A 22517-nucleotide genomic window follows, 5' to 3' on the forward strand; every position below is an offset into this window, starting at 1 on the left:
CAGCCAAATAAGGAGTCGGTATGATCGGGGCTGAACCCGTCATTGAAAAGCGCCGCTGGTTATCGCCGGTCTGGCTGTTGCCTTTGATAGCCCTGCTGTTGGCAGGTGGTTTTCTCTATCAGCAGGTATTGAGTCGTGGCCAGCTTATCCAGATCAACTTTGCTCAGGGCAACGGCATCTTGCCGGGCAAAACCCAGATCCGTTATCAGGGGGTGGCCGTCGGGGTGGTGCAGGAGCTGGAGCTGGCCGAGGATGGCCGCAAGATTGCGGTGATGGCCAAAATTGACAGCCGTGCCCGGCCGTTGATCCGCAAAGGCTCCGATTTCTGGCTGGTGAGCCCCAAGGCGTCGCTGACCGAGATATCCGGTCTCGATACCCTGGTCTCCGGCAACTACATCAACCTGCAGCCGGGGCGTGAAAGCAACCCGCTGGAAGAGACCTTCGATGCGTTGGAGGGCCCTCCCCCCGGCTATCAGGCTCAAGGGCGGATGCTGCACCTGACCGCCGATTCACTGGGCTCGATAGGGATTGGCGCCAAGCTCTATTTTCGTGGTATCGAAGTTGGTAGCGTTATTAATACCCGTCTGGGCCAGGACAACCAGAACGTCATTCTGGATCTGGTCATTGAGCCGCGGTTTGAACACCTGGTCAAAGCGGATACCCGTTTCTGGAACATCAGCGGTATCAAGGGCTCTTTCAGTCTGGCTGGCGTCAGCGTTGAGGCCGGCAGCCTCACCTCCATCCTGAGCGGTGGCATCGCCTTTGACTCGCCCAAAGCTTCGCCGGAGCCCGAGAAGGGACAGACTTTCGTCCTCTACAAAGGGTTGGCGGAAGCAGCACGCGGTGAGCGTATCGATATTGTGGCTGGCGATCTCCCGGTCAAAGAGGGGATGCCCATCCTCTATGAGGGGATCGAGATTGGTCGTATCGATCCCATTCGTCTCACCGACAAGGGGCGGATGGTCACGGCGCTGATCAATCCGGAGCAGGCCTATCGCATCACCGACAAGAGCCAGCTGGTGTGGGAGAGCGTCTCCCTCTCCCCGACCGGCGTCAAACATGCTGATCGTCTGTTGGCTGGCCCTGCCATTCGCCTCGACTATGTGGCAGGCAAACCGGCACAGAAGATGACCCTGACTGATCGTGCCCCCCAGAGTGGCACCAAAGTGACGCTGCAGGCCGACGATCTGGCCGGGCTGAATCAGGATGCACCGGTCTGGTACAAAGGATTGCAAGTGGGTCGCATCAGCCAGTTGATCCTGGATGCACGGGGCAATGCCAGTGTCGAGTTGGTGATGGCGCCTAACTATGGCCATCTGCTCAACCGCGCCCGCTTCTATCGCGCAGCACCACTGCAGATCGATGCCGATCTGAGCGGTATCAAGGTGGAAGCCAGTCCGGCCAGTGCCTGGTTAAGCGGCGGCATCAAGTTGGTACAGGCGAGCAGCGGCGAGCGAGTCAACCGTCTCTACCCGAGTCAGGAGCTGGCTCTTCTCGGCACTCGGGATGCCAAGCCCCAGCGCTGGTTGCTCACCGCGGATCAGGCAGATGGCATCGGCATTGGCTCACCGGTGCTCTATCTCGGGCTGGAAGCGGGCAAGGTCAAGCAGTTGCGCGCCGTCAAAGAGGGGGTCGAAATCGAGCTCGAAATTGATGGCGTGTATGCCCCCCTCCTCGCCCAGCAGCCACAGTTCTGGAAGAAAGCCGCCCTCGATACCCGGGTCGGGGTCGACGGTGTCAAAGTCAAGGTTGGCAATTTGGCGACCTTGCTGCGCGGGGCTATCGAGTTCGACAGGCTGGCCAATGGCCGCAGCAGCCATCAGCTGTTTGATAGCAAAGAGCAAGCCAAGGCCAAGGTGCGCCAACTGTCACTGGTGGCAGAGAGCAACCCGGGGCTCGGGGTTGGCAGCCCAATCCGTTATCGCGGGGTCGATATCGGCAAGATTGAGCAGATTGAGCTGGAGCCCTCTTTGGGTCAGGTGATCTTCAAGGCTGAACTCGATGGGCATTACGCCGAACGTTTCCTGCAATCCGGTGCCCGTTTTACTCTGGTGCAAGCCAAGTTGGGACTGGGCGGTGTCGCTCATCTCGATACCCTGATCAAGGGGGCATTCGTCGAAGCCCAGCCTGGTAAAGGCGCTGGCAAAGATCGCTTCCCCCTGAGCCAGAGCGGGCCGGTTGGTTTAGCGTTGACGCTCAAGAGCCCGTCGGTCAATGGCCTCTCGGTTGGTAGCCCCTTGCTGTTTCGCAAGATGGTCGTTGGCAGTGTCACCAAGGTGGCGTTGGCCCGCGATGGTAGCGAAGTAGTGATCGATGTGAGCGTAGAGCAGGAGTATGCCCATCTGGTGCGGACCAACTCGCGTTTCTGGAATGTCTCCGGGGTCAAAGCAGATATCGGCCTGACCGGCGGCACTATTGAAGTGGAAACCGTACAGAGCCTGCTAGCTGGCGGTATTGCCTTCAATACGCCGGAGAAGGAGATGGGGCCGACCGTCAAGGCGGGCCACAGCTATCCACTCTACGGCAAAGCCGAGAAAGAGTGGCAGGAGTGGAGCCCGCGCATCCAGCCCTGATCCCTCCCCTTCGCGTATCTCATTCAAGCCCGGCCCTGTGTCGGGCTTGTTATTTTACGGCGCTCATCAGGTTCAGCATATTCCTGGCTTTGTGGTAGGATATCGCCCCTTATTTTCGGTCAACGAGACGGCGCCGTGCACGACAACACCTTCCTTCCCGATTACTTTTTACGTCACATTGCGGCCATCATGCCGACCCATCTCTCGATGGATGAATTTGTGGCCAGTTGTCGGCGTCCGCTGCGGCGCAGTATTCGGGTCAATACCTTGAAGATCGCCGTCTCCGACTTTGTTGCCCTGATGCAACCACTGGGTTGGCTGCTCGACCCGGTACCCTGGTGTGACACCGGCTTCTGGCTGACCCGCAGCGATGAAACAGTGCCTCTGGGCAATACCGCCGAGCATTTGAGCGGGCTTTTCTATATTCAGGAAGCGAGCTCCATGCTGCCGGTGACGGCGCTCTTTGCCAGCGACAAGATCAAAGCGGACGGCATGTTGCTGGATGCCGCCGCCGCCCCCGGCTCCAAGACTACCCAGATCGCCGCCCTGATGAACAACCAGGGGATGCTGGTTGCCAACGAGTTTTCCAGCAGCCGGTTAAAAGTGCTGAGCGCCAATATCCAGCGTTGCGGCGTGACCAATGTGGGCATGACCCATTTTGATGCCAAGGTGTTTGGTCAGTGGTTGCCGGAGACATTCGACGCCATTCTGCTCGACGCCCCCTGCTCTGGCGAAGGGACGGTACGCAAGGATGAAGATGCCCTGCGCAACTGGAGCATCGAGAGCATCGATGAGATTGCGGCGGTGCAGCAAGGGTTGCTGGAGAGTGCCTTCCATGCCCTGAAACCGGGTGGCGTACTGGTCTATTCCACCTGCACCTTGAGCCAGCAGGAGAATCAGGCGGTTTGCCAATCCTTGCTGGACAAGTTTGGCGATGCCTTGAGCTTTGACTCGCTGGCTGATCTGTTCCCCCATGCAGAGCAAGCTTGCACACCTGAAGGATACCTGCACGTTTGGCCCCAAATCTTCGACAGTGAGGGTTTTTTCGTCGCCAGATTGCGCAAGCATCACTCGGTTCCCAACACCATGTTCAAACCGGGCAAGCTGGGTAAATTCCCCTTTGCGCAGCTTCCGGCCAAAGAGGCTGAGCCCATGTTGCGCGAGATTGAAGCCAACTTCGGGGTGGCGCCGCTGGGGCAACTGTTTGGTCGCAATGACGAGATCTGGCTCTTCCCCCAGCTGTTTGAGCAAGTACAAGGCAAGCTGCGTTTCGATCGCATAGGCATCAAGTTGGCCGAGACGTTCAAGAAAGGCTATCGCCTCACCCATGAGTGGGCGCTGGCCTATGGCGATAAAGCGAGCAAGGGCATTGTCGAACTGGATAGCGCCAATGCACGGGAATTCATGATGGGGCGGGATGTCTGGCCAGAGCAGGATGCTGGCGTTGGCGTTGGCGAGGTGATCGTCCGCTATCAGGGGCATACTCTGGGCATGGGGAAATGGGTCGGCAGTCGGGTCAAGAATGCCCTCCCCCGCGAGCTGGTGCGTGACAATAATCTGTTCAATGTATAGCGGGCTGTTCGGTGTATTAGCACTTGAACGAGTCTGAAATACCCACACTCTGGTTGAACTTTTCTTCGGATCTTGAAAAGCCTTGAGCCTTGTCTAAGCTTAAGGCAATCCGAACACCAGTTAGCGCACGGCTCTGCAAGGAGCCAATTCCCCTATGCCAGGTACAAGGAATTCGTACCTGGCTTTTTTTATCTCTTATCCAATGGCTGTTTCTTCACTGCCAGCACTATTCCACAATCTCTTCGACTTGGGTGGCCTTGGTGTTTTCAAACAGGGGTTCCCTACCCAGCTCATGTTGATAGAGCAGATCGATCGCCTGCTCTATCAGTGATGCCTGACTGTCTTCGAGATGGAGACCCAGTACGGCCAATCGCTCGGCATGGCGATTGCTGATCCAGCATTGCAACCGGGTATGGGTCTCCTGCTTGCGTTTTACATGTTGGCGCTGTCGTTCGGCATTGTTTTGGGGGGCCGCCTCTTGCTCTTCACGCACTGTCATTTCCTGGTTCATATGCTCTTGCGATGTTCCATTTCCGGATTTGTTATCTCTCATCACATGCCATTATCCATTGGAAGATGACCCTTCCACCTTGGGCTGTTGGCTGTGCGACAAATATATCATCAGATCAACAAGATATCATTTAACATAAATACCTCAGTGGCGCAGTGATATTAAAGCAAGCCATCGAGTGCATGATCGGAGAATTTGTGGGCGTCATCGAAATACTCCTGCAAGGTGCGCATATCCTTGTGGCGCGTCACCTCGATGATTTTGTTCATCGGCTTGCCGGCAGTGACTGCCGAGGTGATAAATCCACGTCGCAGGCTATGGCCACTGACGTAGAGATCGTCGATGGTCTGACCGGTTCGCCGCTTGATCATCAGGTTAATGCCCTGAGGGCCGAGCGGTTCGGCCATCAGTTGACCCCAGCGATTCATCCGCCGAAACAATGGCCCCTCGCTGATCCGGCTTTTGCGCAACCAGTTTTGCAGTGCCGACACAGGGCAATAGTGCTTGCCCGGGATCAGGGCGATCTCGGTTTCATGCAGCTGATGTTTGCTCGGTTTGAGGCGAAGGCGGATCCCCTGCCCCACAAAATCAAGATCGCACACCTCAATTCGGGCCGCTTCAGAGCGGCGCAAGGCGCCACTGAACATCAGAAGCAGCAGAGTGTGATCGCGTAAACCTGCCAAATCACCGGTGTCGATGCCATCGAGCACCTGGGTCAATGGCTGCAAAGTCAGGGCGCCGGTTTTGCGTTTGCGGTTATCCCCCAACCTGACAATACCGCGCATCATCTCCTTGATTTCGGGATGTTCGGTGGGCATGGGATGAATCCCTTTTTGCTTGAATGCATAACGGATCCCCGCCAGACGTCTCACAAGGGTTGCTGGTTTTCGCGGTTCGCCGTCACGCAACTCACCCTTCCCCTCTTCTTTATCCAGCCATACCCAGTCGGCCAATATGCCATCGGCCTGATCTGCCAGAAAGTTCATGATGTCGTGATGGGTCGTTTGCAGTGGATCCAGCCTGTGCAGCTGGCACCAGAATACAAAAATTCGGGTATCCGCCTGATAGGCATTGAGGGTGGAGTCGGCTTTTGCACTGCGCAAAAAGCGGCGTGCCCGACTATTTAGTTGGGCATCGAAAACAGTCTGCAGCGACTGATGAGCTGGATTGGAAAAGGTTGGATATGCCACGGAACACTATGATTCTTATGGAGTTTGAGTGGATCTTACAGGATCCTTTTCATACATCAAGTATCGATAATGAATATTATCGATACTTATAGCATCCTGTTTTAATACCCTTTGACCACCGTGGATAAACGACACATCGGAATATCATTCAACCCAGCTTTGCAGGAATGATGACTGGTTTGGTGAGAGATAACACACTGTGCTGGTAATATTGAGGTGGGTAATCAGCTTGGTATTTAAAAATGAAAAGCCCCGAACAACGGGGCTTTGTGGTTATTTTTTCGCCAGCTTAAAGAGTTCAAAGAAATTCCGGCTGGTCGCTTCTGCCAATTCACTGAGCGGCATGTGACGCAGATCGGCAATAAACTGGGCAACGTCCCGTACAAACGCAGGTTCATTCTCCCTTCCCCGGTGAGGTACGGGGGCAAGATAAGGCGCATCCGTTTCGACCAACAGTCGATCAAGAGGCAACGCCTTGACTACAGCCTGCAATGCCGATGCATTCTTGAATGTGGCGATCCCCGAAATAGAGATATAGAACCCCATCGCCATCGCCGCTTCTGCCATCTCGAGAGATTCGGTGAAACAGTGCAGCACACCGCCAACCTGATCCGCCCCCTCTTCGCGCATGATCTGCAAAGTATCTTGCTGGGCATCACGAGTATGGATGATCAGCGGCTTGTTCAGCGCACGGGCAACCCGGATATGTTCGCGGAAAGAGGCCTGCTGAACCTCTTTGTTCTCGGGGGAGTAGAAGTAGTCGAGACCGGTCTCGCCTATGGCGATCACTCTTTCATCAGCGGCCTGCGCCAGCAGCAAAGCGGCATTAACTCCAGGTTCCTGATTGAGCGGATGCACCCCGCAGGAGGCAAACACCTGAGGATATGGGGCGATGGCCGACATCATGGTCGGAAATTGTTCTTGCGTCACGCTGACACAGAGAAAGTATCCCACCTCCTGCGCTGCCGCCTTGGCCAGTACATCAGCCATGCTGATCTGCTTGCTGCCATAACTGAGGCGATCGAGGTGACAATGGGAGTCAACGAGTAACATACAAAACCTTTGTTGCGAATGAAGATCTATAACCAGCGACTAAGCCAGTTCATCAGATGAATGGTGGGGTTGGAGAGCTGTCCCGGCTGGCAAGCAGCCTTGAGGCCGACCAACTGCTGCTCGGCATCCAGCAGCTTTTCACTGGAGTGCAGCCCGGCAAACTGCTGACTCAGGATCGCCAGATCCGGCATCGCCAGTTGATGATGACCGCATCCCGCCTGGGTTTTCAGCGCATCGCATAAAAAGAGCTGTACCCAGTGCAGACGAACCAGTGTCTCCTGACCAAGCTGGCTGCACAACGCAGTCGCTTTGATCGGAGATTTGGCAAGTGCGACCAAATCTTCCAGCAGTTCACGACGGGCACCATCTTGCTGCTGCTCAATGTAGTCAAGCACCCGCAGCGGCGCCCCCTGACAGATCCGCACCTGAGCCAAGGTCGCCTGATGTCCCTGCTCTGCCAGCCAGCGTACCGTCTCTCCCTCGCTCGGTAGTTGGCACACATGTTTGTGACAACGGCTGAGAATGGTCGGTAGCAGACGGGAAACCTGGGAGGCGATGAGGATCAGCAGGCTGTCGCCGGCTGGCTCTTCCAGGGTTTTCAGCAGGGCGTTGGCTGCCGATTCGGTCATCCGCTCCGCATCCGGAATGATCACCACCTTGCCACGGCCGAGCTGGGCAGAGCCCTGCAGCCGGGTGCAGATCTCGCGGATTGCTTCGACCCCGATGGTCTTGCTATCGCGCGTGATAGTGCCGAGATCCGGGTGGTTGCCTTTGTCAAATAGCTGGCAAGAGTGGCACTGGCCGCACGGTTCGCCGCGTTGAGGTTGCTGACAAAGATGCAAGCGCGCCAGCCGTTCGGCCAACTGCTCCTTGCCAAGACCGGGATCGCCGAGCAACAACCAGGCATGACCCAGCCTGCCGGCTGCTGCCGTTTGGTTCAGTGCCTGCCAATCGGGGATCAGCCAGGGATACATAGGCGTGCATCCAGCGCAGCTTCAATCGCCGCTTTTACCTGATCCGGTGTTTGCGCCGCATCGATCACCACGATGGAATCATCCCCGGCGGCGAGTTCGAGATAACGGCTGCGGGTTCGTTCGAAAAAGCTAAGCTGCTCCAGTTCGATCCGATCCAGCTCACCGCGATGACGGGCGCGCTGCAGACCGAGTGCAGGGTCGATATCAAGATAGAGGGTGAGATCCGGTTTGAAGTTGCCGAGTACCGCCTGCTTGATGGCACCGATAAGAGCAGCATCGATACCGCGGCCACCCCCTTGATAAGCCTGAGACGAAAGATCGTGGCGATCACCCACTACCCAGACCTCTTCGGCCAGGGCGGGTTTGATGCGAGTCTCAACCAGTTGAACCCGGGAAGCGTACATCAGCAGCAGTTCTGCTTCGATGGTAAGGCGCTCGTCATGCACCTCTTTGACGATGGCCCGCATCCGTTCGGCCAGCGGCGTGCCACCCGGCTCGCGGGTGCACTCGATCCGATCGATGCCGTGGTGCCGCAGATAGTCGGTGACGTAACGAACGGCAGAGCTCTTCCCTGCCCCTTCCAAACCTTCAATAACAATAAATTTAGACATCAGGATTTCTTCAATATGTATTCGCGTACCGCCCGATTGTGTTCATCGAGGGTCTTGGAAAAATAGTGAGCACCACCGCCCTTGGCGACAAAATAGAGATAGTCGGTCGACTTGGGGTTGAGTGCGGCTTCGATGGATGCCTTGCCCGGCATGGCAATCGGGGTGGGCGGCAAGCCATCGATCACATAGGTGTTGTAGGGATTCTTGTCAGTCAGATCACTACGGCGAATGTTGCCGTCATAGCGATCCTTCACCCCGTAGATCACGGTGGGATCAGTCTGCAACTTCATGCCGAGGCGCAGTCGATTGACGAACACCGAGGCAATCTGCGCCCGCTCTTCAGGCAGACCGGTCTCTTTTTCGATGATCGAGGCCATGATCAGCGCTTCATAGGGGGTTTTGTAAGGCAGATTGGCCTGACGCTTGTCCCAGCTCTGCTGCAGGAAGGTCTCCATGTCCTGATGAGCGCGGCGCAAGATCGATATATCACTGGCATGAGTGGTATAGGCGTAGGTTTCCGGCAAAAACCACCCCTCCAGCTTGCCGTTTTCAATACCAAGCTCTTGGGCCAGCTCCGCTTCGGGCAGCTCGACAGTGAGCCGCTCCAGATAAGGTGCGCTGGACAACTGCTTCAGCCAATCTTCAAAGCGGGAACCCTCGACAAAGGTGAGGCTGAAATGAAACTCCTTGCCAGAGGCAAAGAGCGAGAGGGTCTCCTTGAGCAGGGCCCCCTCCTTGATTTCATAAGTACCCGACTTGATGGCAACCAGCTCGGGATGACCACGCAGCCAGAGGCGCACCGCCCAGGGACTGGGTTCGCCATCCCCCAACTCGGCGATCAGGCGAGCAGCATGAGCTCCCTTCTCCACCGTAAAGAGGCGAGTCGGCCCCTTATTGGTGAGCGTTTCCACCTGTTGCCATTTGTAATGCACATAGCCCCCGGCGACGGCCACAGTCAGTGCCGCCCCCGCGAGCAGGGTGTAAAGCCGATTAAACTTCAATGACCAAACGCTCCTGTAAACGGCGACTCAATACCGGGGCGGGATACTGGATATCCTCGATACCGTTGACCGGCACCACCCCCATCAGGGTATTGGTAAGCCACACCTCTTCCGCCTGCCATAGTGACTCCAGTGGAGCCTCTACCACACGCAACTCAATACTCATCTGTTTCAGCATCGCCATAACCTTGCGGCGCATGATGCCATCGACACCACCTCGGGCCAGATCGGGCGTAAACACCGTCTTGCCCCGACGCCAAAACAGATTGGCACTGACCCCTTCGATCAGAAAACCACGACTGTTAAGCACTACTCCTTCGACTGCACCACGGCTGACAAGTTCGCTCTTGAGCAGTACCTGCTCCAACCGGTTGAGAGTCTTGAGCCCGGCCAGCATGGGGGCATCGCCGATCCGCTGGCGACAAACCAGCAGGTTGATCCCCTCTTGTCGCCACTGGGCATACAGGGCAGGGAAAGGCGCCAGCGAAAGAATGCGGGTCGTCTGCTGGCAATCGCTGCCATCATAACCCCGGCCACCCTCCCCCCGGGTCAACATGATCTTGGCAACGCACAGCGCTTCACCTGCAACCAAGGTCTGGAGTTCCCGAGTCAACAATTCCCAGTCCGGTTCAACCATCCCAAGTCGGCTATTGGTCTGCTGCAGTCGCGCCAGATGAGCTGGCCACTGCAAGACCTTTCCTTCTCTCACCGCCATGGTAGTGAAATGGCCATCGCCATAGGCCAGACCACGGTCGCGAGCCGAGATGGTATCGAGCTTCAATCCATTGATAAGCAAAGGGATCCCTCCGATAAAAAAGGCCCGATACCGGCAGTATCGGGCCTCTGTCATTGCCCGCAGGCAATTATACGCGTTTGAAGATCAGGGAACCATTGGTACCGCCGAAACCAAACGAGTTGGAGAGGGCGTACTCGAAGTTACCAGGCTTGGCCACGTGGGGCACCAGATCCAGGTCGCACTCATCATCCGGGTTGTCCAGGTTGATGGTGGGTGGCGCAATCTGGTCGCGCAGGGCAAGCACAGTGATGATCGCCTCAATGGCACCGGCGGCACCCAGCAGGTGACCGGTCATCGACTTGGTGGAGCTGATCATCAGTGACTTGGAGTGCTCGCCAAACACCGTTTTCATGCCACGCAACTCGGCAACATCACCCAGCGGGGTCGAGGTGCCGTGTGCATTGATGTAACCCACCTGCTCGGGGGCAATACCGGCATCCTTGATGGCATTCTTCATGGCGCGAGCGCCACCATTGCCATCAGCGGGAGGTGCCGTCATGTGGTAAGCGTCACCACTCATGCCAAAACCGACCAGTTCGGCATAAATCTTGGCGCCACGGGCCTTGGCGTGTTCGTACTCTTCCAGCACCAGTACACCGGCGCCGTCACCCAGCACGAAACCGTCGCGCTCCTTGTCCCACGGACGGCTCGCCTTTTGCGGCTCGTCGTTGCGGTTGGAGAGCGCCTTAGCCGCGGCAAAACCACCCATCCCCATCGGGGTAGAGGCTTTTTCGGTACCGCCAGCCACCATCACGTCCGCATCACCGTAGGCGATCATCCGGCCAGCCATGCCGATGGCATGGGTACCAGTGGTACAGGCGGTGGTCACTGCGATGTTCGGCCCTTGCAGACCTCTCATGATGGAGAGATGACCGGACACCATATTGATGATGGTGGACGGTACAAAGAAGGGGCTGATCTTGCGCGGGCCGCCGTTAACGAGACTGCTATGGTTCTGTTCAATCAGACCCAGACCACCGATCCCGGAACCAATCGCCACGCCAACGCGCTCGGCATTGTCATCGCTGATGACGAGGCCGGAATCATCCAGTGCCTGAATACCGGCAGCAATACCGTATTGAATGAAGAGATCCATCTTGCGAGCTTCTTTACGGTTGATACCGAACTGCTCGGGATCGAAATCCTTGACCAGACCTGCGAAGCGGGTTGCAAACTCGCTGGCATCAAAGTGATCGATAAGGGAAATGCCGCTCTGCCCGTTGAGCAGGGCTTGCCAGCTGGATTCGGCAGTGTTGCCTACCGGGGAAAGCATCCCCAAGCCGGTCACCACGACTCTGCGTTTTGACACTGAGGTAGTCTCCGAGAGGTAATTTGAAAGGAAACAAATATAAAAGAAGCGGCCCTTGGGCCGCTTCTTTCAGAACAGGAACTTATTCCTGATTAGCGGTGATGTAGTCGATAGCCGCTTGAACAGTGGTGATCTTCTCGGCTTCTTCATCAGGAATTTCGGTATCGAATTCTTCTTCCAGCGCCATTACCAGTTCAACGGTATCCAAAGAGTCAGCGCCCAGGTCGTCGACGAAGGAGGCAGCGTTTTTCACGTCTTCTTCTTTAACACCCAGTTGTTCGATGATGATTTTCTTTACGCGTTCTTCGATGTTGCTCATGACCTGAATTTTCCTTTAAAAATACGCTATTTGCGTCTGGTTGGGGTAGTTTATTCAATTGACGTGAGTTTGCAAGTAGCTTGCCGCTGGTCAAACCACGAAATGTGCCAAACTTCGGCGTACTATCGCAAATTTGAACAGATCTCACGACAAATTGATTACACCATGTACATCCCGCCATTAACATGCAGGGTTTCGCCGGTGATATAGGCTGCTTCATCAGAAGCCAAGAATACCACAGCGGCGGCAATTTCTTTTGGATCACCCAAACGGGCAGCAGGCACCTGGTTCATGATGCCAGCACGTTGCTCGTCATTCAGGGCTCGGGTCATGTCGGTTTCAATGAAACCGGGCGCAACCGCGTTCACAGTAATACCACGGGACGCCACTTCCCGCGCCAACGATTTGGTAAAGCCAACCAGACCCGCCTTGGCGGCAGCATAGTTGACCTGACCCGCATTACCCATGGTTCCCACCACGGAGCCAATGCTGATGATGCGACCATGACGTTTTTTCATCATGGCGCGCAACACCGGTTTACTCAGACGGTAGAGGGAGGTCAGATTGGTATCGATGATCTCGTTCCACTCGTCGTCTTTCATCCGCATCAACAGGTTGTCACGGGTGATGCCCGCGTTGTTGATCAGGATGTCGATGTCGCCAAAGCGCGCCTTGATAGCGGCAAAGACGGCTTCGATGGATTCTGGGCTGGTCACGTTCAGCGCCATACCGCAACCATTGTCGCCCAAATAAGCGCTGATCGCCTCGGCACCGCTCTCGCTGGTGGCCGTCCCGACAACTTTGGCGCCACGGGCCGCAAAAGTTTCGGCAATCGCACGGCCAATGCCACGACTGGCACCGGTCACCAACACAACCTTATCGGTAAAGCTCATCACTTGCTCCTGTTTACTTGATCTGGGCCAGCGCCTGCTCGAAAGAGGCAACATCGTTGGCGTGAATACCTTCCACGCGCTTGTCGATGCGCTTGGCGAGCCCGGTCAATACCTTGCCCGGTCCCATCTCGATTTCGAGAGTAACGCCCTCATTGGCCATCCGCTCGACAGTCTCGGTCCAACGAACCGGGCTGAATAGCTGACGCACCAGCGCTTGCTTGATGGCGGCCGGATCCTGTTCACAGGATACGTCGACATTATTGATGACTGCGATGGTTGGAACCTTGATCTCGATCCCGTCCAGCGCAGCTGCTAATTTTTCTGCGGCAGGTTTCATCAGGGCGCAGTGAGAAGGCACGGAGACCGGCAGCGGCAGTGCACGCTTGGCGCCGGACTCTTTCATCAGCACGTTGGCACGCTCGACGGCCTCTTTATGGCCGGCGATGACCACCTGGCCCGGAGAGTTGAAGTTGACCGGAGAGACCACTTGTCCTTGTGCCGCTTTCTCGCAGTTGGCGGCGATAGCGTCATTGTCCAGCCCGATGATGGCGGCCATGGCACCAGTGCCTTCCGGCACGGCTTCCTGCATGGCCAGACCACGCAGCTCGACCAGTTTGACCGCATCGGCAAAGGCCAGTGCACCGCTGCACACCAGGGCGGAGTACTCACCCAGGCTGTGACCGGCCATCACGGCAGGCGTTGCCCCACCCTGCTGCTGCCACAAGCGCCACAGGGCGACAGAGGCGGTCAGCAACGCAGGTTGGGTGCGCCAGGTTTTATTCAGATCTTCAACCGGACCATCCATCACCAGGGCAAGCAGGTCATAACCCAGCACCTGGCTCGCCTCGGCGAAGGTCTCCTTGATCACGGCATGTTGTTCGGCCAGTTCGGCCAGCATGCCAACGGACTGGGAACCTTGTCCCGGGAAGGCAATGGCAAATTGAGTCATCATTGATTCCTTTTAGATAAGACAAAAATGAAATCGGTGACGAGATGATGGATACACCATCCCGCCGAAGATCAGAGGCGAACCAGCGCGGAACCCCAGGCAAAACCGCCGCCAAAGGCTTCCAGCAGTACCAGCTGACCCGGTTTGATCCGGCCATCCCGAACCCCTTCATCGAAGGCGATGGGGACGGAAGCAGCAGAGGTATTACCGTGCTTGTCGAGGGTCAACACCACCTTATCGAGGCTCATGCCGAGCTTCTTGGCAGTGGCGCTGATGATGCGGAAGTTGGCTTGATGGGGCACCAGCCAGTCCAGCTCGCTCGGCTCAATGCCAGCTGCGGCCAACGTCTCGGTCACGATCTCGCTCAGACGGGTGACCGCCACCTTGAACACATCGTTGCCCTTCATATACATATAGGCTTCGAGCTCGGCACCCGGCATGCCGCGACGGGGCTGCGGCAGCTTGAGCAGCTCACCATAGCGGCCATCGGCATGAAGATGGGTGGAGAGGATGCCCGGCGTTTCGCTGGCGCCAATCACCACCGCACCGGCTCCATCGCCAAAAATAATGATGGTGCCGCGATCTTCCGGATCGCACATACGCGACAGCACATCGGCCCCGACGACCAGCACGTGACGGGCGGCGCCGGACTTGACGAACTGATCGGCAATGGAGAGCGCATAGGTAAAACCGGCGCAGGCGGCAGCCACGTCAAAGGCAGGAATACCCGGTACACCAAGTAGCCCCTGCAGCTCGCAGGCCGCAGCGGGGAAAGCATTTTCAGCACTGGTGGTAGCCAGCACTATCATATCGAGATCGGCAGCGGTCAGACCCGCCGCCTCCAGGGCCCGCAGGGCGGCCTGGTAAGAGAGGGTGGCAACGGTCTCATCAGCACCGGCAATACGGCGCTCACGGATCCCGGTGCGTTCCACGATCCACTCATCACTGGTCTCAACCATCTGCTCGAGATCGGCGTTGGTACGCACTGAACTCGGCAGGTAGCTGCCAGTACCCAGAATTTTGCTATGCATAGAGTTCTTATAGATCCCTGTCAGAGAAGACAGCTTCAAGGCGATCTGCTATTTGCAGTGGAAGTTGATGTTTGGCCTCTTGTGCGGCCAGCAGGATCGCATTACACAGGGCGCGCCGTTCGGCCCGCCCATGACTTTTTACCACAATGCCGCGCAATCCTAACAGACTTGCCCCGTTATACTGGTCGGGGTTCAGGTAAGAAAAACGCCGTTTGAACATAAATCCGGCGATCCGGCCAAGAAAAGTGCGCTTTTTGCGGGGATATCCGGCCAGTTGGGCCATCATCCGCACTACCCCCTCCGCCGTCTTGAGGGCGACATTGCCAACAAAACCATCGCAGACGATCACATCGCACTCGCCACTGAAGATGCGATCCCCTTCAATGAAACCGACATAGTTGAGTGCGTTGCACTGGCGTAACAATTCGGCACTGTGACGCACCAAATCATTGCCCTTGATCTCCTCCTCGCCAATGTTAAGCAAGGCAACCCGTGGCGACGCAATGCCTTCGACCTTTTCGGCCACGACAGAGCCCATCACGGCAAACTGCAGCAAGGTATCGGCATCGCAACTGACGTTGGCGCCGAGATCCAGCATCACGGTGCGCTTGCCGCTCAATGTCGGCAATGCCTTGATGAGGGCGGGTCTGTCTACCCCTGGCAGGGATTTGAGCACGCACTTTGCCATCGCCATCAGGGCACCGGTATTGCCAGCACTGACGCAGGCATCGGCCTCACCGGCTTTCACCAGATTGAGTACCACCCGCATGGAGGAGTCTTTCAGAGTTCGCAACGCCACGATCGGTTTATCGCCCATGCCAACCACTTGGGATGCATGTACAAAACGAACACGGGGATGATTCAGCAAGCCATGTTGCTGCAGCAAAGAAGAGGTCTGGTGCTGGTCGCCGACCAGGATCAGTTTTAGCTGGGGTAAAAGAGACAGTGCCTGCACGGCGGCAGGCACTGTTTCCGAGGGGCCAATATCTCCCCCCATGATGTCTAGCGCGACAGTTTGCGTAGACAAAGGCAATCCTTAAGCGATTACCTTTTTACCGCGGTAGAAACCATCGGCAGTCACGTGGTGACGACGATGAATTTCGCCACTGGTCTGATCAACAGTCAGGGCAGCGGTGGTCAACGCATCGTGGGAACGACGCATGCCACGCTTGGCACGGGTTTTACGGTTCTGTTGTACGGCCATTGTAGGCTAACTCCTAAATTCACTTACGTTTAAGCTCTTCAAGAACTGCAAAGGGATTCGGCCGCTCATCAGCAGGTTCGATTTCACCCCAGGTCATCTCCATGTTTCCTCTCGGGCAGGCATCCAAAGGATGCATTGCGACTTGAGGCAACGAGAGGATGAGTTCATCCTCCAGGATTTGATGAAGATCTATCTCGCCGTTTTCGTCCAACTCAATGGGCTCATAAGCTTCCGGCAGTTCTTCCTCGTTTGTTCTTTCGAACAGCGGAGTGTAGATAAATTCAGCTTCACAGAGGTGTTCGAATGTCTCTCCGCAACGTTGGCAAACCAGGTCAACCTTGGCATGGGCAGTGCCTTTCATAACGGTCAACTTCTGGACATCTTTGCCAAAGTGCAGTGATACATCGATATCACTCTGCAAGCCAGCGGTTGATTCCTCCAGCCTGGGCATCTGCGACTTTTCCACTATCCCGATGTAATCGAGCAGCTTCAAGGCACTACGGACTGGATCAACCTTAACGGGCAACTTCACCTTTTGCATAGGGCGCGAATAATATAGGTCCAACAACTGATAGTCAAAGGAAAAAGTCCTTACCGCCGATGATTTTAACGTCACAAGTCCCTAGAATGCCGGTACCTGCTTTCATCGGTAACTCGATTATGCCACAGAATCTGATCCTCGCCTCAACTTCTCGCTATCGCAAAGCCCTGCTGGAGAAGCTCGGCCTCCCCTTTGAATGTGCGGCTCCTGACGTAGACGAACGACCACTGGCAGATGAATCCGCTCAGGAGCTGGTGGCCAGACTTGCCCGGGCAAAGGCCCAGGCCATTGCAAATAGTCGTGATCACGGGCTGATCATCGGATCTGATCAGGTGTGTGTCTGCAATGGCCGCATCCTCGGCAAACCGGGCACCATCGACAATGCCATAGCACAGCTGATGGCGGCCCAGGGGCGCAGCGTCACCTTTTACACCGGCCTGTGCGTACTTAACGCTGCAACCAATGAGATTCATCAATTGATTGAACCGTTTACGGTTCACTTTCGCGATCTCGACGAATCCGCCATTCGCCGCTATGTAGAGGCTGAACAGCCCCTCGATTGCGCGGGCAGCTTCAAATGCGAAGGGATGGGTATCGTGCTGTTCAAGGGGTTGGAAGGGCGCGACCCCAACGCATTGATCGGTCTGCCGCTGATCGGTCTGATCGAACTGCTGGAGCGCCACGGCATCGCCCTGCCCTGATTGTGGGCAAATAGATGAGCTAGACGATATATAAAAAGCCCGGTCAATTGGCCGGGCTTTTTATATCAATCAGACTGATGTCTCTCAAAGAGAGGCGTCTACAACAGCGCGCGAAGAGCCGTCATAGAGTCAACAACTGCCACAGGCTCGTAACGACTGAGGGCATCGCAGCTATCCACCCCCCATGTGACACCAATTCGCGGCATGGCGATCGCCTCAGCCATCGCCATATCGTGCACAGAGTCGCCGATCATCACGGCCTGCCGGGGTGAAAGCCCCAGCTCGTCCAGGATCTGTTCAAGCATCAGCGGATCAGGCTTGGAACGAGCCTCATCTGCGCCACGACTGGTAACAAACAACGGGCGCAGCCCGGTCTCATCCAATACCCGATCCAGCCCACGGCGTGATTTGCCGGTGGCGACTGCCAGTTGCAGTCCCCGTGAATGCCAGTCATGCAGCAGCTCCCCTGCCCCGGCAAACAGCGGGCTGGGGGTCGCATCGTGCAGATAGTGATGACGATAACGATCGATGAGTGCGGCAATCTCACGCTCATCGATGGTAGTGCCACTGTCGCTACATAAGGGGAACAGACGGGACATGGCAACATCGAGGCTCAATCCGATGATCTGCCGAATCTGGGCTGGTGTAGGTACCGCCAGCTCACAATCTCTGGCTGCCCCCTGCACACAGGCCACAATCCGGCCCACCGAATCCATCAGGGTTCCATCCCAATCGAAAATGGCGAGCCGGATATCCTGCATCAGCGTGGCAAACCGTTGAGGAAGTTGTCGAGCTCAGGTGCCAGCGGTGCTTCTACCTGCATCTCGCGACCATCGGCCGGATGGGTAAAGCTGAGCTTCCAGGCATGCAAAAAGAGCCGTTTCAGCCCTTGGCTGCGCATTTTCTCGTCAAACGCCGCTTCACCATACTTATCGTCACAGGCGATCGGGTGACCGGCATGCAGGGTATGCACACGGATCTGGTGGGTACGTCCGGTGATGGGGCTGCACTCAACCAGGGTCGCCTCAGCAAATTGACGCACGATGCGGAACCGGGTTTCAGATGGCTTGCCATCGGCGCTGACCCGCACCACCCGTTCACCGGATTGCAGATCGTTCTTGCGCAGCGGTGCGTTGACCACTTTTACATGGGCCTGCCACTTGCCGCGTACCAGCGCCAGATACTGTTTGCGCATGGTCTTGACGCGCAACTGCTCATGCAGGCTACGCAGGGCGCTGCGCTTCTTGGCGACCAGCAGCACGCCGGAGGTATCGCGGTCGAGGCGGTGCACCAGTTCGAGGAAACGGGCTTCCGGACGCAGGGCACGCAGCCCTTCGATAACGCCAAAGCTCAGGCCGCTGCCACCGTGAACAGCCATGCCGGAGGGCTTATTCAGCACGATCATGGCATCGTCTTCGAACAGGATCTGGCTCTCCAGACGCTGGATAACTGTCAAGTTTGCCGAAGGCAGCTCATTTTTCTCGGCAACGCGCACGGGGGGAACCCGCACCTCGTCACCTGCGCAGAGTTTGTACTCCGGTTTGATGCGCTTTTTGTTTACCCGCACTTCGCCTTTGCGAAGGATGCGATAGATCAGGCTCTTGGGGACGCCCTTTAGCTGAGTCTTGAGAAAATTGTCGATGCGCTGCCCTTCATGCTCAGCTTCGATGGTGAGCAGCTGCACTTGTTGTTGTATCTGTGTCATGGCGCGGATTTTAACACTGCCAGCGCCCCTTGGCTGCATGGTTTGTTGAAAAATGGCGCCTTGCTATGAAAGAGGTTTAAATGGGATAATAAACAAGGTTTTGTCATTGTGTTCAAGCCTTGTACTAAGTGGCCAAAAAGTATGCCACCCAATCCCGAAACACCGTGTCTACAAGAACATGACGGTTCCCGGGTGCGAGGTACAACGCATGGAGAACACAAACATTACCGTTTATTTGTCTCCATTTCGGCATCCTTATTCATCCCTTCTCGAGAAGTGATGACCAGAGCGCCCTTAGTTTGCGCCTCATGCATACCCCAACCGGGAGGTTGCCCCAGTATGCTGAAGACCCGAGGCCGGCGCTGGCAGGACCCAGATGGAGGAAATCAAAATGACACAATAATGAGAACTCAATGAAAAGAATGCTTATCAACGCGACTCAAGAAGAGGAGTTGCGCGTAGCGCTGGTTGACGGACAACAGCTCTACGATTTGGATATTGAAAGTCCGGGACACGAGCAGAAAAAAGCGAACATTTACAAGGGTAAGATCACCCGTGTAGAACCCAGCCTTGAAGCTGCTTTTGTCGACTACGGCGCCGAGCGCCACGGTTTCCTGCCGTTGAAGGAGATCGCCCGCAATTACTTCCCCTCCGGTTACTCCTATCAGGGTCGTCCCAACATCAAAGAAGTGGTCCGCGAAGGTCAGGAAGTTATCGTCCAGATCGACAAGGAAGAGCGTGGCACCAAGGGTGCAGCCCTCACCACCTTTATCAGCCTGGCTGGTAGCTACTTGGTGCTGATGCCCAACAACCCCCGTGCCGGTGGCATCTCCCGCCGCATCGAGGGCGATGAGCGGACCGAACTGAAAGAAGCCCTGAGCGGATTGACCGTGCCGGAAGGCATGGGCCTGATCGTGCGTACCGCAGGTGTGGGCAAGTCTCCGGAAGAGCTGGAGTGGGATCTGAACGTTCTGCTCAATCACTGGGATTCCATCCACAAGGCCTCCCTGGAGCGCGCCGCACCGGTGCTGATCCACCAGGAAAGCAACGTGATCGTGCGTGCCATCCGTGACTATCTCCGTCGCGATGTGGGCGAGATCCTGATCGACAATCCGGTGATTTTCGAACGCGCCAAGGCGCATATCGAGCTGGTACGTCCCGATTTCCTCAACCGTGTGAAGCTGTACAAGGGCGAAGTTGCCCTGTTCAACCACTTCCAGATTGAGAGCCAGATTGAGTCCGCCTTCCAGCGTGAAGTGCGTCTCCCCTCCGGCGGCAGCATCGTTATCGATCCGACTGAAGCCCTGACCTCCATCGATATCAACTCCTCCCGTGCCACCAAGGGCGGCGATATCGAAGAGACCGCACTGCAAACCAACCTGGAAGCGGCCGACGAAATTGCCCGTCAATTGCGTCTGCGCGACTTAGGCGGCCTGATCGTTATCGACTTCATCGACATGACGCCGGTTCGCCATCAGCGCGAAGTGGAAAACCGTCTGCGTGAAGCGGTGCATCAGGACAGGGCCCGCATTCAGCTGGGCCGGATCTCCCGTTTCGGTCTGCTGGAGATGTCTCGCCAGCGTCTGCGCCCCTCCCTCAACGAGTCCAGCAGCCATATCTGCCCCCGTTGCCAGGGTCAAGGCGTGATCCGTGACAACGAATCACTCGCCCTGTCCATCCTGCGTCTCATCGAAGAAGAGGCCATGAAGGACAACACCGAGCAGGTTCACGGCCAAGTGCCGGTGGATGTTGCCGCCTATCTGCTTAACGAGAAGCGTGCCGCCATCGCCAGTCTGGAACAGCGCAATGATGTGCGTGTTTACATCATTCCTAACCAGCATCTGGAAACTCCGCACTACGAAGTGACCCGCATTCGCCAGAACGAGATCCCGGAAGCAGCCAGCTACGAGCTGAAAACCGAGATTGCCAAGCCGACCTACCAGCCGAAACAGGCCCAGGTGATCGAGCGTGAGCAACCACTGTTGCAAGGCTTTGCCCAACCGGCACAACCAGCTCCTGTTGCACCGCAACAGCCTGTAGCGCCCGTTGCTGCGGCCCCTGCCGAAGCCGGTTTCTTCAGCAAGCTGATCAAAGGCATTACCGGCTTGTTCAGCAGCGATGCCACCCCTGCCGAAGTGAAAGCGCCCGCCGAGAAACCGGCCGCGCGTGAAGCTCGCAAAGAGGAAGGTCATCGTCACCAGCGTGATGAGACCCGCGCCCGTGGCCAGCGTCCCCGTCGTGACGACAATCGCAACAACCGCAACAATGCGGAAGCTGGCGAGAAGCGTGAAGGCGGCAACCGCGAAGCCGGTGAAAACCGCAATCGCCGCCCACGTAAAGAGCGTGAGCCCCGTCAGGAACGTGAAGCCCGTAGCGAGACCCGTGGTGAAGTGCGCAACGAACAGCGCATGGAACGTGAACCCCGTCAGGAACGCGAACCTCGTCAAGAACGTGCGCCACGTCCGGCCCGTGAACCGCGAGCTCCCCGTGAGCCGCGCGCCGAGGTCGTTGTTGAAGCGGTAGAAGCCGTTGATGCAATCGCCATCGAGCCGCGTCAGGAGAAAGAGCAGAAAGTGGCCGAACGCCGCGAACGTCGCCAACTGCGCAAGCAGATCCGCGTCGATGTCGCTGCTTCTGACACCCCTGCCCTGCCGGCTGACGAAGTACCAGCGCAAACTGATGTGATCGATGCAACCGTTGGTAACGAGCAGGAAGAGCAGAGTGAAGGGCAACGCCGTTCACGTCGCACTCCGCGCAGCCAGCGTATCGAAGGCCAGCGGCGCAAGCGCATCAACGAAGATGCCCGCAGCCAGCGTGATGAAGAACAGCAAGGCACAACTACCCTGACCGCAGCAGCCCAAGCTGACGCCGCTCAGGTAAAAGTGGAAGAGCCTGCCGTTCCGGTTGTCACCATTCCGAGCGCCGAAGCCATTGCCGCAGCCCTGCAGGCCTCTGCAGCATTGACCGAGCACGTGGTTGCCGAAGCCATCGCTGAAGAAGCTGCCGAGCAGGCCACTGCCCAGGTTGAAGCAATTCAAGCCGATGTTGCCGCGAGCCCGGTTGTTGAAACTGTCGCTGAAGTCGTGGTTGCAGCAGAGCCAGAAGTCGCCGTTGTCGCGGCTCCGGTTGCCGAGGTGATCACCGCCGACGTGGTTGAAACCGCTTCGGTGGATGAAGTCCCTGTTGTAACCGCGCCAGTGCTGGAAGCTGCACCGGCCGCCGCTGCAGTCGAGATGCCAGTTGCTGCTGTAGTCGAAACCCCGGCCGCTGTCGCTACCGTTGTGGTGGAGGAGACTCCGGTTGTCACCAAACAGGTTGCTCACGGTGCTGGCTTGCTGGCTCGTGCCCGCAAGGCATCCGCGCCGATGGCAACCCCTGCCGAAGCCCCTGCTCTACCTGCCCGTGAGCCGGTAAACTACCCGCCACTGGTACGCAACGAGGTAAGCACATCAGGTCGTCATGGTGGCAGCACTGCCGCCGTCAACGTGGCAACCTGCCCAGCCGGTCGCCCATAAATAAGCGACCCGGGTAAACCGTTAACAAAAGCCACACCAACCGGTGTGGCTTTTTTATTACTCTTGTCC

Annotated in this window: 21 protein-coding genes; 4 read left to right on the forward strand and 17 right to left on the reverse strand. The window is 56.9% G+C overall.

All coding sequences use genetic code 11. The features are described from left to right. Positions 1 to 20 precede the first annotated feature (20 nt). A complete protein-coding gene (locus ACE1BR_RS14410) occupies positions 21 to 2573 on the forward strand; it encodes an MlaD family protein (RefSeq protein ID WP_374871392.1) in 2553 nt (850 codons plus the stop codon). Positions 2574 to 2708: 135 nt separating this feature from the next. Then, positions 2709 to 4145 carry a 16S rRNA (cytosine(1407)-C(5))-methyltransferase RsmF gene (rsmF, locus tag ACE1BR_RS14415; protein ID WP_374871394.1) on the forward strand — a complete coding sequence of 479 codons (1437 nt, stop codon included), beginning with the start codon at positions 2709 to 2711 and terminating at the stop codon, positions 4143 to 4145. A gap of 226 nt (positions 4146 to 4371) precedes the next feature. On the opposite strand, the gene ACE1BR_RS14420 is transcribed toward rsmF, so the two are convergent. The 15 genes from ACE1BR_RS14420 to yceD form a co-directional block, all read right to left on the reverse strand. After that, a complete protein-coding gene (locus ACE1BR_RS14420; protein WP_374871741.1) occupies positions 4372 to 4644 on the reverse strand; it encodes a RepB family protein in 273 nt (90 codons plus the stop codon). A gap of 173 nt (positions 4645 to 4817) precedes the next feature. Continuing rightward, a complete protein-coding gene (locus ACE1BR_RS14425; RefSeq protein ID WP_374871396.1) occupies positions 4818 to 5846 on the reverse strand; it encodes a tyrosine-type recombinase/integrase in 1029 nt (342 codons plus the stop codon). Between the two features lie 273 nt (positions 5847 to 6119). After that, positions 6120 to 6899, reverse strand: coding sequence for a TatD family hydrolase (locus ACE1BR_RS14430; protein WP_374871398.1), 780 nt, complete (start codon positions 6897 to 6899; stop codon positions 6120 to 6122). A 26-nt stretch (positions 6900 to 6925) separates the two neighbouring features. After that, positions 6926 to 7873: a DNA polymerase III subunit delta' gene (gene holB, locus ACE1BR_RS14435; RefSeq protein ID WP_374871400.1), complete on the reverse strand. Its 948-nt coding sequence runs from the start codon at positions 7871 to 7873 to the stop codon at positions 6926 to 6928. Beyond that, positions 7858 to 8484, reverse strand: coding sequence for a dTMP kinase (tmk, locus tag ACE1BR_RS14440; protein ID WP_374871402.1), 627 nt, complete (start codon positions 8482 to 8484; stop codon positions 7858 to 7860). Before tmk ends, holB begins: the two co-directional genes overlap by 16 nt. Next, positions 8484 to 9485 (reverse strand): endolytic transglycosylase MltG, encoded by a 1002-nt coding sequence (mltG, locus tag ACE1BR_RS14445; RefSeq protein WP_374871404.1) that lies wholly within the window; start codon positions 9483 to 9485, stop codon positions 8484 to 8486. The genes tmk and mltG overlap by 1 nt, the downstream gene beginning before the upstream one ends. Then, positions 9475 to 10281: an aminodeoxychorismate lyase gene (gene pabC, locus ACE1BR_RS14450; RefSeq protein ID WP_374871406.1), complete on the reverse strand. Its 807-nt coding sequence runs from the start codon at positions 10279 to 10281 to the stop codon at positions 9475 to 9477. Before pabC ends, mltG begins: the two co-directional genes overlap by 11 nt. A 67-nt stretch (positions 10282 to 10348) precedes the next feature. Then, the gene (gene fabF / locus ACE1BR_RS14455; RefSeq protein WP_374871408.1) at positions 10349 to 11590 is read right to left on the reverse strand and encodes a beta-ketoacyl-ACP synthase II; all 1242 of its coding nucleotides are present in this window, start codon (positions 11588 to 11590) and stop codon (positions 10349 to 10351) included. 82 nt (positions 11591 to 11672) lie between these two features. Continuing rightward, a complete protein-coding gene (gene acpP / locus ACE1BR_RS14460) occupies positions 11673 to 11909 on the reverse strand; it encodes an acyl carrier protein (protein ID WP_005300909.1) in 237 nt (78 codons plus the stop codon). Positions 11910 to 12067: 158 nt separating this feature from the next. After that, positions 12068 to 12802, reverse strand: coding sequence for a 3-oxoacyl-ACP reductase FabG (gene fabG / locus ACE1BR_RS14465; protein ID WP_374871410.1), 735 nt, complete (start codon positions 12800 to 12802; stop codon positions 12068 to 12070). A gap of 13 nt (positions 12803 to 12815) precedes the next feature. After that, a complete protein-coding gene (fabD, locus tag ACE1BR_RS14470; RefSeq protein ID WP_374871412.1) occupies positions 12816 to 13751 on the reverse strand; it encodes an ACP S-malonyltransferase in 936 nt (311 codons plus the stop codon). 71 nt (positions 13752 to 13822) lie between these two features. Further along, positions 13823 to 14782, reverse strand: coding sequence for a beta-ketoacyl-ACP synthase III (locus ACE1BR_RS14475; RefSeq protein WP_374871414.1), 960 nt, complete (start codon positions 14780 to 14782; stop codon positions 13823 to 13825). Between the two features lie 7 nt (positions 14783 to 14789). After that, positions 14790 to 15809, reverse strand: coding sequence for a phosphate acyltransferase PlsX (gene plsX, locus ACE1BR_RS14480; protein WP_041207723.1), 1020 nt, complete (start codon positions 15807 to 15809; stop codon positions 14790 to 14792). Between the two features lie 9 nt (positions 15810 to 15818). After that, positions 15819 to 15986 (reverse strand): 50S ribosomal protein L32, encoded by a 168-nt coding sequence (gene rpmF, locus ACE1BR_RS14485; RefSeq protein ID WP_005300935.1) that lies wholly within the window; start codon positions 15984 to 15986, stop codon positions 15819 to 15821. Between the two features lie 19 nt (positions 15987 to 16005). Further along, positions 16006 to 16527 carry a 23S rRNA accumulation protein YceD gene (gene yceD, locus ACE1BR_RS14490; RefSeq protein ID WP_374871416.1) on the reverse strand — a complete coding sequence of 174 codons (522 nt, stop codon included), beginning with the start codon at positions 16525 to 16527 and terminating at the stop codon, positions 16006 to 16008. Between the two features lie 119 nt (positions 16528 to 16646). Here yceD and ACE1BR_RS14495 point away from each other — a divergent pair, with 119 nt between their 5' ends. Further along, positions 16647 to 17228 (forward strand): Maf family protein, encoded by a 582-nt coding sequence (locus ACE1BR_RS14495; RefSeq protein WP_374871418.1) that lies wholly within the window; start codon positions 16647 to 16649, stop codon positions 17226 to 17228. A gap of 98 nt (positions 17229 to 17326) precedes the next feature. Here ACE1BR_RS14495 and ACE1BR_RS14500 read toward each other — a convergent pair whose 3' ends face one another. Both ACE1BR_RS14500 and rluC read right to left on the reverse strand, forming a co-directional pair. Then, a complete protein-coding gene (locus tag ACE1BR_RS14500; RefSeq protein WP_374871420.1) occupies positions 17327 to 17989 on the reverse strand; it encodes an HAD family hydrolase in 663 nt (220 codons plus the stop codon). After that, a complete protein-coding gene (gene rluC / locus ACE1BR_RS14505; protein ID WP_374871422.1) occupies positions 17989 to 18933 on the reverse strand; it encodes a 23S rRNA pseudouridine(955/2504/2580) synthase RluC in 945 nt (314 codons plus the stop codon). The genes ACE1BR_RS14500 and rluC overlap by 1 nt, the downstream gene beginning before the upstream one ends. Positions 18934 to 19346: 413 nt before the next feature. Here rluC and rne point away from each other — a divergent pair, with 413 nt between their 5' ends. Continuing rightward, entirely contained in the window at positions 19347 to 22448 is a 3102-nt protein-coding gene (gene rne / locus ACE1BR_RS14510) for a ribonuclease E (protein WP_374871424.1), read from the forward strand. The last annotated feature ends 69 nt before the right edge of the window (positions 22449 to 22517 follow it).

The organism is Aeromonas sp. MdU4 (assembly GCF_041929505.1).
In the GTDB taxonomy this organism is placed as follows: Bacteria; Pseudomonadota; Gammaproteobacteria; order Enterobacterales; family Aeromonadaceae; genus Aeromonas.

Excerpts from the sequence above, each read along its gene's own strand:
- ACE1BR_RS14410 (WP_374871392.1), top strand. The coding sequence starts at position 21 with ATGATCGGGGCTGAACCCGTCATTGAAAAGCGCCGCTGGTTATCGCCG.
- ACE1BR_RS14420 (WP_374871741.1), bottom strand. The coding sequence starts at position 4,644 with ATGACAGTGCGTGAAGAGCAAGAGGCGGCCCCCCAAAACAATGCCGAA.
- ACE1BR_RS14430 (WP_374871398.1), bottom strand. The coding sequence starts at position 6,899 with ATGTTACTCGTTGACTCCCATTGTCACCTCGATCGCCTCAGTTATGGC.
- holB (WP_374871400.1), bottom strand. The coding sequence starts at position 7,873 with ATGTATCCCTGGCTGATCCCCGATTGGCAGGCACTGAACCAAACGGCA.
- tmk (WP_374871402.1), bottom strand. The coding sequence starts at position 8,484 with ATGTCTAAATTTATTGTTATTGAAGGTTTGGAAGGGGCAGGGAAGAGC.
- acpP (WP_005300909.1), bottom strand. The coding sequence starts at position 11,909 with ATGAGCAACATCGAAGAACGCGTAAAGAAAATCATCATCGAACAACTG.
- fabG (WP_374871410.1), bottom strand. The coding sequence starts at position 12,802 with ATGAGCTTTACCGATAAGGTTGTGTTGGTGACCGGTGCCAGTCGTGGC.
- fabD (WP_374871412.1), bottom strand. The coding sequence starts at position 13,751 with ATGACTCAATTTGCCATTGCCTTCCCGGGACAAGGTTCCCAGTCCGTT.
- ACE1BR_RS14475 (WP_374871414.1), bottom strand. The coding sequence starts at position 14,782 with ATGCATAGCAAAATTCTGGGTACTGGCAGCTACCTGCCGAGTTCAGTG.
- rpmF (WP_005300935.1), bottom strand. The coding sequence starts at position 15,986 with ATGGCCGTACAACAGAACCGTAAAACCCGTGCCAAGCGTGGCATGCGT.
- yceD (WP_374871416.1), bottom strand. The coding sequence starts at position 16,527 with ATGCAAAAGGTGAAGTTGCCCGTTAAGGTTGATCCAGTCCGTAGTGCC.
- ACE1BR_RS14495 (WP_374871418.1), top strand. The coding sequence starts at position 16,647 with ATGCCACAGAATCTGATCCTCGCCTCAACTTCTCGCTATCGCAAAGCC.
- ACE1BR_RS14500 (WP_374871420.1), bottom strand. The coding sequence starts at position 17,989 with ATGCAGGATATCCGGCTCGCCATTTTCGATTGGGATGGAACCCTGATG.
- rluC (WP_374871422.1), bottom strand. The coding sequence starts at position 18,933 with ATGACACAGATACAACAACAAGTGCAGCTGCTCACCATCGAAGCTGAG.
- rne (WP_374871424.1), top strand. The coding sequence starts at position 19,347 with ATGAAAAGAATGCTTATCAACGCGACTCAAGAAGAGGAGTTGCGCGTA.